Here is a 15,487-nt window from a genome sequence, read left to right as displayed (position 1 = left end):
ATCAGTTGAATGGGCTGTCTCTTTAAGAAGAAGGTCACTGGTACTATCAGGGCGTGCGTTCAAAGCTACCTCGCAAGACAACAATCGTCAATAAAATAAAAATGGCAAGATGTCGACAGATTGTTTGACCGACATTGTTATTACCTATAGTCAGTTCTAAATAAATCGATACGTTAAGAGTGACGTACGACTGGGATGAATTTTTTGTAGCCTCTGTATTAACAGCACGCAAGGAAAATTTATACCAGTCGTACTCTATCGTTTTTAAAATGAATCGACTATACACTATATTTTGGCTCATAGTTTTCATTACCACAGGCTTGCCTATTGTATGGTGATGCGCATATGAGTACAACCTTCATGCAGCTTTTCGAGCTGAGTTTTTATAGCGGCAGAATGATGCAAGTGAAAAGGGTGTGATCAAACACTGAGTATCAAATTGTGTCAGCACACTTTTACCCTGCGTTATTAATAGATAAAATGCTACACTTACATGGCGTTGGTTTAACACTGACTTAATAATCTGTTATCGACTTACTTTGCCTGTCATCTCGTATTTTTTAATTAACCAATAAAATAGTGCTGCTATGAAACCTGAACTGCCTCCACGTATTGCTGTCCTATTAGTTAACCTTGGTACACCAGATGAGCCGACCGCGCCTGCGGTACGTCGTTATCTGAAACAGTTTTTGTCAGACCCTCGTGTGATTGAAATCCCAAAGCTCTTATGGGCGATTATTCTGAACCTATTTGTTTTGCCAAGTCGTCCTAAACGTGTGGCAAAGGCTTATGCCAGTATTTGGGAAGGGGATTCACCGATTCGTAAGATTCTAAAAAGCCAAGTTGAGAAGTTAGAGCCACGCTTGGCCAATAGCGTTGCGCCTTTTCGTGTGTCGGTACATCCTGCCATGAGTTATGGCAATCCAGGTTTACCGGATGTGATGGATACGCTGCGTAGCGAAGGCGTTGATCATTTTGTCGTATTGCCTTTATTTCCGCAGTACTCCGCGTCGTCAGGCGGTGCGGTATATGATGCGCTGACCAAATGGACGCTTAAGCAACGCAATCTGCCCAATTATACGATTGTGAAAGATTATTTTGCCCATCCGCTATATATTCAAGCGTTGGCAGACTCGATACGTCGGTTTCAAGCGAAGCATGGCAAACCTGAAAAGCTGATGTTTAGCTTTCATGGTATTCCGCAGCCTTATGCTGATAAAGGCGATCCGTATCCTAGTCGTTGTAAATGTACGGCAGCGCAAGTGGCGCAGGCACTAGGTTTACAAGCAGATGAATGGATTATCAGCTTTCAGTCACGCTTTGGCAAACAAGAATGGGTCAAGCCTTATACCGACGTCGTGTTAGAGGACTGGGGCAAGTCTGGCGTGCGCTCAGTACAAGTGATTAGTCCTGCGTTTTCAGCCGATTGTTTAGAGACACTAGAAGAGCTTGCGATCGAAAACCGTGATAACTTTTTGGAGGCGGGCGGTCAAGAGTATCATTATATTCCAGCGTTGAACTTGGATGAAGCGCATATTGATTTGCTCGAAGCGTTAAGTGCGCCATTGGTTAAAGGTTGGGCAGGCACCTTGGATGGTTGGGCATAAATAAATCAGTTGATAGCCAGCCTGACACAAAGATAATGAGTAAAAATACCGAGCCTGTCTGAGGTTCGGTATTTTTTTGTTAGGATAACTTTTATCTGAATAGATATAGTGAAATAAAGTTGAGATTGTTATCAGCAATGTGCAAAACTATGGCAATATTTATGGTTATTTTTGAGGGTTAATATGTCTATCTCTAGTGGTACACCCAATACGGTCTCACTACAAAAAAATAATGCACTGCCACCAGAGTTACCGCCAGTAGATGAGTATGGCAAGTTATTGCCGCAATTATTAGCTGAGCCTAGATCTGGTAGCGCTGGCTGGGGTATCAGTTGGATCACCAACGCTTTTGCCCTATTTAAAGAGCAGTTTTTGTTATGGATAGGAATGGTGGTAGTGTATTTGATCATCATGGCTGTCACGAGCGCGATTCCTGTTATCAATCTTATTTTTTCTATTATCTCTTTTGTGTTTATTGGCGGAATAATAAAAGGCTGCGCTGCGCAAGTAAGTGGTAAAGAGCTGAGATTCAATCATCTTTTTTCAGCATTTGGTACACATTCAGGGCCGCTGATTATTTTATTCTTACTGTACGTTGTTGCCCTTATTATTGCTATTGTACCCGCAGGGATTATATTTGTGGCTTTAGCTCATGTGCTGAGTAGTTCGGACAGTATCAATAGCGTGCTATCGGTCGACCAAATCAGTAATGGCACTATCATAGCGTTGTTACTTGCCTCCTTGGTCGCCATACTAATCTTTATACCTTTATCTATGGCAGTTTGGTTTGCCCCTGCCTTAATCGTATTGCACGATATACGTCCTATCGAGTCAATGAAAATGAGCCTCAAGGGATGTTTAAAAAATATCGGACCTTTATTTGTATTTTTCCTAGTAGGGCCGATTATTGCTTTGTTGGTGTTTACCTTTACATTGGGAATCGGCATGTTAGTGTTAGTACCAATTGGTATGATTACCTATTATACAAGCTACCGTGACGTTTGGACCGATCAGCCTCTATCTGCGACGACTTGATTTCTCCGTTTTCTCATCACATTGACATATTGCTATACGCTACAAAAAAGCCTGCTTTATTTTATAAAGCAGGCTTTTTTAGTATATAAGCGCGTCAAACATTTTATTTATTTTTAAAAGTCATCATCATTACTACGCTCTGCTGCTTCTCTGTCTGCAATATCCATCGTATCAGGATAATGACTGTCATCAAGATTGTCTTGTACGAGCAGTTCATCAACACGTGATTCATCGAGGTTCTGGCGATGCATAGGCGTCAAACCTTGCGTGGCATCCGTGCCCACTTCTGAGTTATCAAACCCAGCACTGTTATCAATCACATCATCGTTGTCAATCGTGTGTAGCATTGGATTGTCTAAGTCGACCAGTTGATTGTCCTGATCGTCAGAGTCATTACTGCTAGTCGTGTTACTGTCAATATGATCCATCTCTTCTGGTAATGGGGTTTTTGAGTTTTCCATGGAAGCTTCCTTATTATTATTAATTAAAAATAGGTATTGATTAGAAATAGGTGATTTTGTTTATCAAGGGTAGTTTGACGGGTTATGATGATGGCTAATAGTGGTAAGGTGTCACAGCATGTTCAAAAAATGTAAGACGGTCAAACAATCAAAAAGGTCCGATATGGTAGCCACTCGTCATTTCTTCCTCCCCTTATCTCTGATAACTGCCACTGTTGTCATGACGGCATGCGAGCGTTTGCCCTCTATCTATACTGGTTCTGACTATGATGCTGATATAAAACCGCCTCTTATTATCGATGCTCATTTACCAACTGTCACGACGACGATAGATTGTGCAGCGTTAGTTCCTAATCAGACAGTGATCGTAAAAGGCCATAGTGTCATCAGCCAAGGCTGCGACCTGACAGAAAAATCGATACGGTTTGAGCTCAATACCTCGGACAGCTCCCTTGATTGTCAAGGCGCGATGCTCAGCCTTGCTGCCAATGATGCATCAAAGGCGAGTGCCATTACCATCAGGCCTAAGACCGATAGTGCTATCAATAATATTGCTGTGGCCAATTGTCATATAGATGGCTATGGTCACGCCCTCCATATTCGTCAATATAGTAATCCTAACCAGCGTTATGCGCGCGGTTTGATTGCGCCTGCTGCCAATCGAGCGCTTGCGCCAAATGATATTCGAGTCAGTAATGTCACTAGCCGCAACAGTATCAATAGCGGCATGTTCGTGGGTGACCATGTACACGGTGTTACTTTTGATAAAGTGCATATCCAAAACGCAGGGACGGTAGGATTGTATTTGGAATTTGGTAGCCGCGATAATGTGATTAAAAACTCAGTCTTTGTAGGCAATGGCTTTCGAAATTTTAAGCCCAATCGTGAGGCAATAGCGGTTGATTCCTCTAGTGACAACCTGATTGAGCATAATCGCTTTATCCATAATGGCGCAGGTAGTGTGCTTTTATATCGTAATTGCTTTGAGCATGCCAATGACCCAGCGCGCAGTAATCATTTTAAGCGTACCGAGTCGAGTCGTGACAATATGATTCGTCATAATGTCTTTCAAGAAGAGCCGGTTGGGGTTTGGATAGCCTCAAGACAATCGCGCAACCTAAAGGGCTTTGAATGCGGGGCGTATTTGATTAAACAAACCCCATTTGCCAGCTATCACTTAGATAGTGCCAAAGACAATCAGATTGTTGATAATCGATTTGAGCAAGTAGAACAGGGTATCATTATCGAAGATGACGACACATTTGTGAGCGGCAATCAATTTGCAGCAACCGTAAATTTGCCTATCAGCATCGGCTCTGAGATACGTGAAGCGAGTCGGGCAGGCGCGATAAAAGGGACGGTGATAAGAGACAATGTTTTTGTCGATAAGACCACGGAGCAGGCAATAAAGATTCGAGAAGCAAGCAAAACGGCCACTCGTATTGAGTAGCCATTTTGAGAGTTATTGATTATTGAGACTTATTGATTGTGATGAAAGGGCGAGACGCGCACAGACCGTTTATTTGGCGCCAATCTTGGTATTGACCCAGCGTATCAATGGATCAGGGGTGATTTGTGCCAGTGTTTGAAAGGCTTTGGCTGGCATGCCAACAGTGTAATGCACGCTCTTTAACTTGCGATTAGGACGTGTGGTGAGTTTGCATAGGGTTTTTGCTACGTCATTAACAGTCAAGTTGATACCTAAGCGCTCTACGCTGGTCACGTTAATATCGGCGGTCATGTCTGATTTGACCCAAAGTGGCATCACATCAATCACTTTAATACCTTGCTTTGCATACTCGATATTTAGGCCTTCAGTGAGACCACGTACAAAAAACTTACTGGCCGCATAGTTTGCCACTTCGGGCTGACCGTAGATTGCAGAGGCCGAAGAGACATTGATGATTTTGCCATCATTACTATCAGCCAGATGCGGCGCAAGTTTGTGACAGCCAATCAGCACACCTTTACAATTCACATCAATCAGGGACAGTTGTTCATCGAGATCGGTTGTGGGCAGTGCGCCACTGACCAACACGCCTGCGTTATTGATTAAGACATCAATGCCACCAAATCGCTCAAGCATCTGATTGATGGCATTATCCCATGAGTCAGGCTGAGTCACGTCAAGTTGACCTGTAATGACCTGATGTTTTTTGACTGACTTTTTAAAGGATTTGTCTTTAATGGCCTGCTCAAGCGTCGTCCTGTCAGTGGCAAACAACCCAACATGATGCCCTTTTTTTGCTAACTGCTTGGCAGTCGCAACACCAATACCACGTGATGCACCTGTAATCAATATATTCATAATAAGAGACTCAGTTATTATTTATTATCAACAAATCGAGAGCAGGCATTCAATGCCTTGTCACTCGGACTGACATTTAGTATAACAAACCTATCTGTCTCTATTTTATGCAGGCATGTTGGTTTTATTAAAAATTCTATTTGTGACTGACATAGGATAAAAGTGTGATTAAAGCTCTTATTTATCGCGTAGACGTTTGATAGTGTAGCTCGCTTGCCTCCTTTTGTTGATTTGCATAGTCACTTATGTTCAATCGCCACAGATATATGAGGGCAACAGCATAGATGATAGTCTCCGAAATCTCTTCGACGAAAACACCAAAATCTTTAGGGAATAATATGGCATTTTCACCCATATACTGCACGACTGCCAGTACGGCGACACTGCCATATAGAGACAAAGGGGCTTTTTTTAATAAAGCCCAAAGGTAGCGCCACGAGTGGATTAACAAGCCTACCACTACTAAATAAATGACTGTGAGAACCATATCTTCCCACCAGTCATAAGAGCGGCTGAGCAAGGTAAAGTTATTTGGAACAAATAAATCTGGTAAATAGTTTAGCTCTCGGCGTATCGCAGTAATAAATATCAGCACGCCTGCCAGCCAAAAAGTTTGCGCCCGTCTGATGTGGCTCTACAAAAAATAGTGTAGGCAACGTAGTAAGCAGATAACTAAAATGATGTTACCAGGAATTTCGATCATGCTTTCAGGGCTTGTGATAATAAACTCCCAATACTTAAAAAATAAAAAGTGAGCACAAAGGCTCACTGTAAGTTAAAACTCATTCAACTACGTCCGGCTTGGTCAATAGTTATTATAACGTCAACGTTGACCACATGCTGTTGGTTAATATAACTAACGAGTCATAAGGTATTGTTAATATAGACAATACAACCTATGTCCAAGCCAATTTAAGTCAGTGATTAATGCGCCTCATCCCAGTTTTGACCACTGTCGGTTTCAACCAGTAATGGCACAGCAAAGTTGATATTCCAGCCTTTGTCTACCGCTGTTGTGGTCAATACATCTTGCATGGCATGGGTAATCAGCTGACTGACTGCACCCACCTTATCGGCATCAACTTCAAACACCAATTCATCATGTACCTGGAGCAGCATTTTGGCGTGGTCTTTTGGCAATACTTTATCGACTGCAATCATCGCAAGTTTGATTAAATCAGCTGCGGAGCCTTGTAGTGGCGCGTTAATCGCCGCACGTTCAGCGCCTTGCTTGACCATACGGTTGCTATGATTGATATCTGGCGTATAGAGCTTACGGCCCAATATGGTCTCGACATAGCCTTTCTCATAAGCACTGGCACGCGTGTTGATCATGTAGTTTTTGACACCAGGATAACGCTCAAAATACATATCGATGTAATCTTGCGCTTCACCGCGGCTCATTTGCAACTGCTTGGCAAGACCAAAAGCGCTCATACCATACAGTAGGCCGAAGTTAATGGCTTTGGCATTACGGCGCTCCGTTGGTGTGACATCCGCGACATCCTTGCCAAGCACCTCAGCAGCGGTCGCCGCGTGAATGTCCAGCCCTTCATTAAACGCATGGGTAAGGTTATTATCGCCTGAAAAATGCGCCATCAAACGCAACTCAACTTGTGAGTAATCCGCGGCCAAGATGACGCGACCTTCTGGTGCAATAAACGCTTGGCGAATTAAGCGACCGGTCGCCGTACGAATCGGAATGTTTTGTAAATTGGGCTCTGTAGAAGACAAACGGCCCGTACTGGTCAAGGCTTGGTGATAACTGGTATGGACACGATCGGTCTCGCTATCTGCAACATTATCAAGTGCATCGGTATACGTGCTCTTTAGCTTAGAGAGACCACGATACTCAAGAACGATTTCGACCAATGGATGGTCAATCTTGGATAACACGGCTTCACCCGTCGAGTATTGACCAGACTTGGTTTTTTTACCACCAGCAACACCCAGCTTTTCAAACAATACTTCACCAAGCTGCTTAGGGGAGCCGAGGTTAAATTCTTCTCCAGCCACTTCATAAGCGCGTTTTTCTAATGCGATGATTTCTTCGTCAAAGCGTTTTGATAGCTCGTTTAAGAATGGTCGTTTGATAAGAATGCCGTGCGCTTCCATTTGGCAAAGTATCTGGGCTGTTGGAATCTCTAGCTCGTGGAGCAATTTGGCGTTATTGCTGTCATTTGCCATCTCTAAACTGAATACATCAAACAACTGATAAGTAATGTCCGCATCTTCACAGGCATAATCACTGGCGATATCAATAGCGACCTGATCGAAGGTGACTTGTTTGGCGCCTTTGCCCGCAACGTCTTCATAGCTGATGGTTTGGGTTTGTAGATAATGGCGTGCCAAGTCGTCCATACCGTGACGAGTGACCGCCGCATTGATCACATAGCTGGCAAGCATGGTATCCATTGCCCAGTTGTTAGGGTGCTCATGGAGCGCGCCAACAAGGTCAATGTCATAGTGAGCGAGAATATGCGCATCGTACTTTAGATGCTGACCAATTTTGCCAATGTTTGGGTTTTCTAAAATAGGCTTTAAGCGCGTCAATACCATGTCGCGATCAAGCTGTTTGGCTGTTAGCTCATCGCCCTCTAAGCTGTGGGTAAGCGGTATATAGTAGGCTTCATGAGCTTTTACGGCAAACGATAGACCGACGATTTGCGCCTCGCGCCAATGCACGCTGGTGGTCTCTGTATCAATGACAAAATGCGGCACGGATGCTAATAATTCAACTAGACTGTCAAAAGCTGGCTCATCTAAAACCGTGTGCCATGCTTTGTCGTGGCTTTTACTGTCTTTGGTATCCGTGATTTTTGACGACTGTAAGTACTTTGCTACCTGTGCTTGTGATTCAGCCTCGGCTTGGCTGTCAGCGACACTTTGTGAGCCATTGGCTGGATGATTTGGATGATCGAGCGAGGCCAGCTCATTTCTAAACTCAAGCTCACTATATAGATCGCGTAGTTCGTCTATGTGCGCACAAGGGTCAGTATTGATTTTTAAATCATTCCAATCTTGGCCAATCTCCAAGTCTGTGACGATGGTGGCAAGCTTGGCATTGAATGGAATCTCATCGGCATGATCAATTAAGCCCTTTGCACCGCGACCTTTGATAAAACCAATGTGTTTTAGCATGTTGTCAATGGTGCCATACTCAACGAGCAGGTCTTTGGCAGTTTTTTTACCGATACCCGGCACGCCTTTGATACCATCAGAGGTATCGCCCATTAAGGTCAAAAAGTCGATCATCTGATTTGGATTAATGCCGAACTTATCAATCACTGCTTGGGTGTCTGTTATCTTACCTGTAAAGCTGTCTTCCAATATCACGCAGTCATTGACCAGCTGCATCATATCTTTATCACCAGTTGAGATAACCACATGATGACCTTGTTCAACCGCACGATGAGCCAGTGTACCAATGATATCGTCGGCTTCTGCGCCTTCAATACGCAATAGCGGAATACCTAAGGCGGTGACCAAGCGGTGAATATAAGGAATCTGCTCGACCAGCTCAATATCGATCGGTGGACGTCCTGCTTTATAGTCGGCAGACATATGATGGCGAAAGGTAGGAGACTTGGTATCAAAACAGACGGCCATATGGGTCGGATGATAACGACGCATCAGCTTCAATAGCGCATTGAGCGTACCACGGATGGCATTGGTTATCAGCCCTTGTGAGTTTTGCATGGTTTTAGGCAAGGCGTGATATGTGCGAAACAGATAGTAAGAGCCATCCACCAAGATAAAAGGCGGCTGGTTTTTATCGACGTGATCGGTGCTCATCGTCGCGACGTTGGGCATGGTAGCAAAGTTTGGTAAGGTTTCAGGGTTGATGGCTTGGTGGGAATTATGATCACTGTCTGTGGTGATGTCGGTTGTATTATCGGTCATAAAAGTCACTTATCAGCTATTGGATAAAATATACCCTTATTATAACGATAAAATCAGCGCGTGCCGAACTGCTGAAAAGTTAAGAGATGTTCTTATGGGTAAACTTCCAATGCCATACCCAACATAAAAAAAGAACCCAGACAAGCTGAGTTCTTTTATTATCGGTAATAAAGATTCTGATATATTATTTTACTTCTGACGTGACTTCTACATCGATATTGCCACGAGTTGCTTTTGAATATGGGCAAACTTGATGCGCTTTTTCGACCAATTGCTGGAATTCATCTGCTGACAATTCTGTGTTCTCACCAACCACATGAATCTTAGCAGCTAGTTTATAGTCATGACCTTCGCCTTGAAGCAAATCCACTTCTATTGAAGTGGTTGAGTCAAACTTGGCTTTTTCCATTTGTTTAACAGCACCTAATGCACTATCGAAACAAGCGCTGTAGCCCATCGCAAAAAGCTGTTCTGGGTTATTGCCTGATTTTCCAGAGCCTGGTGGTACCATATTGATAGTAAGATCATTGTCACTCAGGCTAACTGAACCGGCACGGCCGCCAGTAACGGTTGCTTTAGTAGAGTATAACGTTTTCATAATTCATCCTTTATTTTAGGTTTTTGTGGTTAAGTGATACTTATTAGTATAAGATTTTTGATATAGCGTTTTTTGACATCGGACTTAGCATAACAAACCACTAAGTTATTTGTATAAAGCAGTCGTAAATATATACCCTGTCTTTGTAAGTGAAATGTTAAGTAAAAAGATTATAAGGTGACGCATCGACAAAGTTTTAGGTATAAACTGAGCCTGTATCAATATAAACTAATAATACAGAGACTTACACTAAAATCATTAGAGCGGATAACAAGAGCTCTATCAAGCACAAGGACATTAATTGATGAACAAATTGATTGTTGTACCGAGTATTTTTTCTTTGGCCGCTGTGATACTTGTCGGCTGCGGAGAAGACGATGGTACTTATAATTCTGACGGTAGTAGCAACCAGATTACACTGACTAAATTTGCCAATAGCTATGACAGTCAAGCCAATGCCAGTGCAATTGCTCGTATCGATGAGATGTACCGCAGCGGCGAACATGAAATAAAGACAAAAAATATCGTCAATAATTATATCAATCAAAGTTTGAATACTTTAGACAAAACCGTGCTGGCTGATAACTTTGAAGGGCAGCTTGAAAATAAAAATATTGAAGTCGATAATCGCACGGTCAAACGCCCCATTTATGAGAAAAACAGTAATAATAAAGTCACTTATGAAACGACCTATAAAACGCTAAATTTATCTGGTCTACAAGCCACCAGCTATAGCGCTGGCACGAACAGAGAAAATAGTCGAGGAATTTTGACGGACTTAAACAATTATCCTCGTATTCCAGCTAATGTCGCATTCCCAGCCGGTTCAGTGTGTTATATCCCAGTGGTCAAGAGTGATCTCTCGTTTTTAGTCTTTAACGAAAAGAACAAGACTGGATACGCATCCATTGATAAATGGATTGAGGGCGCTGAAGATCGCTTCAATGACAACAGAGATTATAGAACCTCTCAGTTTGGTGTTGGCGTCGGTAACAAGCACAAAGCGGCGCAAGTGACGTTCTTTGAATATCAAAATCAGCCTTCTTATCAGTACAATGGCGTCGAATATACTGACGGTAGTAATAGTAGTAAGGGTACTTATGAGGCAGATTATATTGCCAAGGGTACGACAGAACCCAATACCAACAGTCTGCGCGGTTTGGTAGATTGTACAATCGTCAATGAAGTCGCAGGGGACTTCTTAGCGACACAAATTCAGCGTTATTATTGATCCCAAAAAACCAATAACACTCTCTATTTAAAAATTAGAGGGTGTTTTTTTTGTGCGCTAATTCTGCACCCTGACGCTAAATCCGCTACAATACGTCCATTATTTATCCTATTTATTTAGATTGTTTTCTAACTGACATCACTATTGAAGCCGAACACTATGAGCGTAGAACCAAAAAAGTTAAGTAAAGAAGTTGCCAAACGCCGTACCTTTGCCATCATCTCGCATCCCGATGCGGGTAAAACCACCATGACCGAAAAGCTCCTATTGTGGGGACAAGCCATTCAGGTTGTGGGTGAAGTCAAAGGCCGCAAGACGGATCGTCATGCGACCTCAGATTGGATGAGTATGGAGCAAGAGCGTGGTATCTCCATCACCACATCTGTCATGCAGTTTCCTTATCAAGATCATATCGTCAACCTACTAGATACCCCAGGTCACGCCGACTTTAGTGAAGATACTTATCGTACCTTGACCGCCGTAGACAGCGCGCTGATGATGGTCGATGGGGCAAAAGGTGTTGAGGAACGTACCATCAAATTGATGGAAGTCTGCCGTATGCGCGACACGCCTATCATCTCATTTGTAAACAAGCTCGATCGTCAGATTCGTGAGCCGCTTGAGCTACTGAGTGAGATTGAAGCGGTACTCAAAATCAAATGTATTCCAGTGACTTGGCCTATCGGTATGGGACAAGATTTTGTGGGTGTGTATCATTTAACCGAACATAAGACATACTTTTATCAGAAAGGTAACGGCGGTAAGATGACCGTCGCTGAGACCCGTGAGGGTTATGATTATCCTGACGTCCGTGAGCGTTTAGGTAGCCTGATGTTTGATGCCTTTGAAGAATCGCTTGAGCTGGTACAGATGGCATTAGAAGAGTTCAATGTTGAGGCGTTTTTGGCAGGCGAGATGACACCTGTCTTGTTTGGTACAGCGTTGGGTAACTTTGGAGTCAACATGGTGCTCGACACGTTAGTGAAGTACGCACCGCCGCCCAAAGCCCATCCTACCAACGAGCGTGAAGTGAGTGCTACAGAGACAGATTTTAGTGGTTTTGTCTTTAAGATTCAGGCCAACATGGACCCGCGTCACCGCGACCGTATCGCGTTCTTACGTGTTTGCTCAGGTAAGTACGAAAAAGGTATGAAACTCAAGCACGTGCGCTTGGGCAAAGACGTGCGCATTGCCGACGCCTTGACTTTCCTTGCAGGTGACCGCGAAGCACTAGAAGAAGCGTATCCGGGTGATATTATTGGCCTACATAATCATGGCACCATCTCTATCGGTGACAGCTTCACCGAAGGCGAGGAGCTAAACTTTACTGGTATTCCTCATTTTGCGCCTGAACTGTTTCGCCGTGTGGTACTCAAAGACCCACTCAAATCAAAAGCATTGCAAAAAGGTTTACAGCAGTTAAGCGAAGAAGGTGCCACGCAGGTATTTATGCCGCAGATTAATAATGACTTAGTCTTGGGCGCTGTAGGGGTGCTACAGTTTGAGGTGGTTGCGCATCGTCTCAAAGAAGAGTACAAGGTGCAATGTGTGTTTGAGCCAGTATCGATTGCAACTGTACGCTGGATTCATTGTGATGACGAAGTTGCTCTGGCGAAATTTAAGAAAAAAGCCCATGACCAATTATCAATAGATGGTGGCGGTTATCTCACCTACCTTGCGCCATCACGCGTTAATTTACAATTGATGCAAGATCGCTATCCAGAAGTGACGTTTAGCAGTACTCGTGAGCATTAAAATCAGTGATTTTATCGCATAGTTTATTTATAAAGACACGCTAGCCGTGTCTTTTTTGTTGTCTACGATTTGTAGAGAGATACGATAACGGGCGTGTAAATAAATAGCAACGTTCCAAAAACTCCAACAGTGTTCCTACAATACATCGCAATTGTTACGCTAAAATATTAAGTAACAACTTAGATTCCTAAATGAGGATATATGGACACTACGAATCAATTGAATACTCATTCATCCGTATTACCTACATGCTTATCGATGAGACTAAGCACTGTATGTATGACGAAAACGCTAGCAGCCAGCTTGATTGTGGGTGCCATGAGTGTGTCTGCAAATGCGACAAATATCATCAGCAGTACCACTTATCTTGAGTACCAGTTGCCCGAAAAAATACAAGAGATGTGTACTGAGCGTGAGAACTGCCCAAAAATTGAAGTCAAGTATCTCAAAACCAATCATCCTTGGATCAACGATATCACCAATGCTCGCATCAATAACTTGGTGGTCAATAGCAAGCCTACTGAGTCAGCACCTATAAAAACAAAAAGTAGTCCAGCAGAAGTACAAGCGGCTATCAATGACTTTGCAAACTCACAATTTTTAGATATGCCAGAAGACAGACAATGGGCGTATGAGCTGATAGTAACGCCCAACTATTTGGGTCATGTGGGTGATGCTGAGCTGTTTGAAATAGAATCGTACTCGTATACTGGCGGCGCTCATGGCATGTCTTATAGCGAATACTTAATATTTGATCCCAGCACCAAAAAACAAATCAAGCTGGATAATATGCTGGTCACCGGAAAAAAATCCCGCTTCAAAACCCTTGCTTATAATGCTTATAAAACGTGGGTAAAAACGTTTGATAATGATGTGAGCAGTTATGAGAAAAACTGGCCATTTACATTAAGTGATAATGTGACTTTGACGGATAAAGGTATCGATATCCTGTATCAACCTTATGCCATTGGCCCTTACGCCTCTGGTATGCCTACACTAAGTATTCCGTATAGCCAGCTTAATGGTGTGATAAAACCTCGCTTTATTCCCAAATAGCGTGCACAGTCAATTTATAGAAGATGACTGATATTGAAATAATTGTAAAATCTTTAGAAAATTGGTAGTAATTATTCAGAATATTTTGGAATTCAACAGAAAAACAAGGAGTGATGACATGACGAACCCTATACATGATGAGCTTGATACAAGCAAAACAAACACGTGGGCGCTAAATGCTTTAACAGAAGAGCTTGGGGATTTGACGGTGACAGTGAGTGAAAGCTTATCTGTTGGTCGTGGTAGCGACAATGATGTCGTGCTCGGTAGTAAGCAAGTATCGCGCAATCATGCCGTGCTAAGCGTTTTGGATGGTCAGTTATATGTGAAAGATTTAGACTCATCAAACGGTACGTTTATCAATAATGAGCGTATTGAAGGGAATATGTCGAGCCTTTTACAAGCAAATGACACGATCGGTTTTGCCAGTTTTAATTTTAAGGTAAATACCTCTGTTGCTGATGCAGAAATGAACTCACAAACTGAGTCATTAACGCCAGTGATGGCAGATGACGCAGCGACTATTATTGATACTGATACTAAAGAACCAGTAGTAGCTGCTGAGCCAATTGTTCAAGAACCTATCGTTCAAGAACCAGTTGTTGAAGAGTCAGTAGTTGAGGCGCCAATCATTGACGAACCAATTACTGAAAACCCAGTAGTTCAAGAGCCAATTGCCGAAGAACCTGTTGTTAAAGAGCCAGTCATTGAAGCGCCAGTCGCTCAGGAGCCCATCGTGAAAAAAACACATATCGAAGAGATGTTGCCTGTTAAAGATGAGGTGGTGCCAACACTGAGCAATAGTGATGCAACCATATCAGATGCGTCATCGACAGCCGCGACACACGAGTCTGCCAACACTTTAGAAACGTCGCCAACCCCAACGACTGAGCATGAACCGTTAGTGGAGGCCGAGCAGCCAGCTGTACATAAAGAACAAGCTATCCATGAAGAGCCGATCGTTCAGCCTGAGCATGATAAGACGACCAAAACGGAGCTACAAGAAGAGGCAGATCCTGAAGTGTTACGTGCCAAGCAAGCAGCTACAGCGCAGTTTTCAGGTACAGCCAATTTGGGTCAAGGACATGATCTTGGTACCACGGGTAATAACGCAATGGATCAAGCAGTCGATAATCCTGCGACCACAGAACAAGTGGAGAAAAAACCAAGCGGCGGCTGGTTTATATGGGTATTTATCGCCTTGATTATCATTGGGGTGGCGCTATGGCTGTTTAACATGGGTGGCGCTGGTGCCTAGTGATAGCCCTTTGCTTGTACCTTATACGATTCTTAGTAAGAGTAAGGGAAGTTAAAACATACAAGCAATCACTCAATCGGTAACTGATCAGTCGGTTTAAACAGCGATAATGCCAGTGGGCTTCGTTATAATTGCGCAGCCGCAGATTAGATAAGCGTTAGCGACATAGATATTAATGGCATAGGTATTAATAATCCAGTCGTAACAAAGCCATTGTTATCAGTTACTGTGAGTTTTTATAACGATCCATTTTTTATAGCGTCAGCATTCAGTAG

The 15,487-nt window shown here is 43.1% G+C and carries 12 protein-coding genes; 7 read left to right on the top strand and 5 right to left on the bottom strand.

From position 1 onward, the window contains the following. Positions 1-587: 587 nt before the first annotated feature. Both hemH and CIK80_RS04890 read left to right on the top strand, forming a co-directional pair. On the top strand, positions 588-1,607 hold the full coding sequence (gene hemH / locus CIK80_RS04895; RefSeq protein ID WP_095569059.1) for a ferrochelatase: 1,020 nt from the start codon (positions 588-590) through the stop codon (positions 1,605-1,607). A 183-nt stretch (positions 1,608-1,790) separates the two neighbouring features. Continuing rightward, entirely contained in the window at positions 1,791-2,642 is an 852-nt protein-coding gene (locus tag CIK80_RS04890; RefSeq protein ID WP_095569058.1) for a BPSS1780 family membrane protein, read from the top strand. Positions 2,643-2,755: 113 nt separating this feature from the next. Here the strand turns inward: CIK80_RS04890 and CIK80_RS04885 are convergent, their stop codons facing one another. After that, entirely contained in the window at positions 2,756-3,103 is a 348-nt protein-coding gene (locus CIK80_RS04885; protein ID WP_095569057.1) for a hypothetical protein, read from the bottom strand. Positions 3,104-3,266: 163 nt separating this feature from the next. Here CIK80_RS04885 and CIK80_RS04880 point away from each other — a divergent pair, with 163 nt between their 5' ends. Next, positions 3,267-4,553 (top strand): right-handed parallel beta-helix repeat-containing protein, encoded by a 1,287-nt coding sequence (locus CIK80_RS04880; RefSeq protein ID WP_179288324.1) that lies wholly within the window; start codon positions 3,267-3,269, stop codon positions 4,551-4,553. Between the two features lie 69 nt (positions 4,554-4,622). On the opposite strand, the gene CIK80_RS04875 is transcribed toward CIK80_RS04880, so the two are convergent. From CIK80_RS04875 to CIK80_RS04860, 4 genes are all read right to left on the bottom strand, one after another. Continuing rightward, positions 4,623-5,411 (bottom strand): SDR family NAD(P)-dependent oxidoreductase, encoded by a 789-nt coding sequence (locus CIK80_RS04875; protein WP_095569055.1) that lies wholly within the window; start codon positions 5,409-5,411, stop codon positions 4,623-4,625. 181 nt (positions 5,412-5,592) lie between these two features. Beyond that, positions 5,593-6,006, bottom strand: a complete 414-nt coding sequence (locus CIK80_RS04870; protein ID WP_095569054.1) for a hypothetical protein — start codon at positions 6,004-6,006, stop codon at positions 5,593-5,595. 329 nt (positions 6,007-6,335) lie between these two features. Then, positions 6,336-9,314 (bottom strand): DNA polymerase I, encoded by a 2,979-nt coding sequence (gene polA / locus CIK80_RS04865; RefSeq protein WP_095569053.1) that lies wholly within the window; start codon positions 9,312-9,314, stop codon positions 6,336-6,338. Between the two features lie 184 nt (positions 9,315-9,498). After that, a complete protein-coding gene (locus tag CIK80_RS04860) occupies positions 9,499-9,912 on the bottom strand; it encodes an organic hydroperoxide resistance protein (RefSeq protein WP_062843860.1) in 414 nt (137 codons plus the stop codon). A 304-nt stretch (positions 9,913-10,216) separates the two neighbouring features. Between CIK80_RS04860 and CIK80_RS04855 the strand changes: the two genes are divergently transcribed. The 4 genes from CIK80_RS04855 to CIK80_RS04840 all read left to right on the top strand — a co-directional run bounded on the left by CIK80_RS04855 (position 10,217) and on the right by CIK80_RS04840 (position 15,212). Beyond that, the gene (locus CIK80_RS04855; protein ID WP_095569052.1) at positions 10,217-11,143 is read left to right on the top strand and encodes a hypothetical protein; all 927 of its coding nucleotides are present in this window, start codon (positions 10,217-10,219) and stop codon (positions 11,141-11,143) included. A gap of 159 nt (positions 11,144-11,302) precedes the next feature. Further along, positions 11,303-12,898 carry a peptide chain release factor 3 gene (locus tag CIK80_RS04850; protein WP_095569051.1) on the top strand — a complete coding sequence of 532 codons (1,596 nt, stop codon included), beginning with the start codon at positions 11,303-11,305 and terminating at the stop codon, positions 12,896-12,898. A 279-nt stretch (positions 12,899-13,177) separates the two neighbouring features. Continuing rightward, positions 13,178-13,954, top strand: coding sequence for an RsiV family protein (locus CIK80_RS04845; RefSeq protein ID WP_257011684.1), 777 nt, complete (start codon positions 13,178-13,180; stop codon positions 13,952-13,954). A gap of 118 nt (positions 13,955-14,072) precedes the next feature. Continuing rightward, positions 14,073-15,212, top strand: coding sequence for an FHA domain-containing protein (locus CIK80_RS04840; protein ID WP_095569049.1), 1,140 nt, complete (start codon positions 14,073-14,075; stop codon positions 15,210-15,212). Positions 15,213-15,487: the final 275 nt, after the last annotated feature.

This window comes from Psychrobacter sp. JB193 (assembly GCF_002285555.1).
Lineage (GTDB): Bacteria > Pseudomonadota > Gammaproteobacteria > Pseudomonadales > Moraxellaceae > Psychrobacter > Psychrobacter alimentarius.
Note: the sequence above shows the minus strand (reverse complement) of the source record. Positions and strands in the feature narration are given on the sequence as shown.

What these genes read in the sequence shown, in the direction of transcription:
- CIK80_RS04850 (WP_095569051.1), top strand. Translation starts at nt 11,303, where the DNA reads ATGAGCGTAGAACCAAAAAAGTTAAGTAAAGAAGTTGCCAAACGCCGT.
- CIK80_RS04845 (WP_257011684.1), top strand. Translation starts at nt 13,178, where the DNA reads ATGACGAAAACGCTAGCAGCCAGCTTGATTGTGGGTGCCATGAGTGTG.
- CIK80_RS04860 (WP_062843860.1), bottom strand. Translation starts at nt 9,912, where the DNA reads ATGAAAACGTTATACTCTACTAAAGCAACCGTTACTGGCGGCCGTGCC.
- CIK80_RS04855 (WP_095569052.1), top strand. Translation starts at nt 10,217, where the DNA reads ATGAACAAATTGATTGTTGTACCGAGTATTTTTTCTTTGGCCGCTGTG.
- hemH (WP_095569059.1), top strand. Translation starts at nt 588, where the DNA reads ATGAAACCTGAACTGCCTCCACGTATTGCTGTCCTATTAGTTAACCTT.
- CIK80_RS04840 (WP_095569049.1), top strand. Translation starts at nt 14,073, where the DNA reads ATGACGAACCCTATACATGATGAGCTTGATACAAGCAAAACAAACACG.
- polA (WP_095569053.1), bottom strand. Translation starts at nt 9,314, where the DNA reads ATGACCGATAATACAACCGACATCACCACAGACAGTGATCATAATTCC.
- CIK80_RS04875 (WP_095569055.1), bottom strand. Translation starts at nt 5,411, where the DNA reads ATGAATATATTGATTACAGGTGCATCACGTGGTATTGGTGTTGCGACT.
- CIK80_RS04890 (WP_095569058.1), top strand. Translation starts at nt 1,791, where the DNA reads ATGTCTATCTCTAGTGGTACACCCAATACGGTCTCACTACAAAAAAAT.
- CIK80_RS04885 (WP_095569057.1), bottom strand. Translation starts at nt 3,103, where the DNA reads ATGGAAAACTCAAAAACCCCATTACCAGAAGAGATGGATCATATTGAC.
- CIK80_RS04880 (WP_179288324.1), top strand. Translation starts at nt 3,267, where the DNA reads ATGGTAGCCACTCGTCATTTCTTCCTCCCCTTATCTCTGATAACTGCC.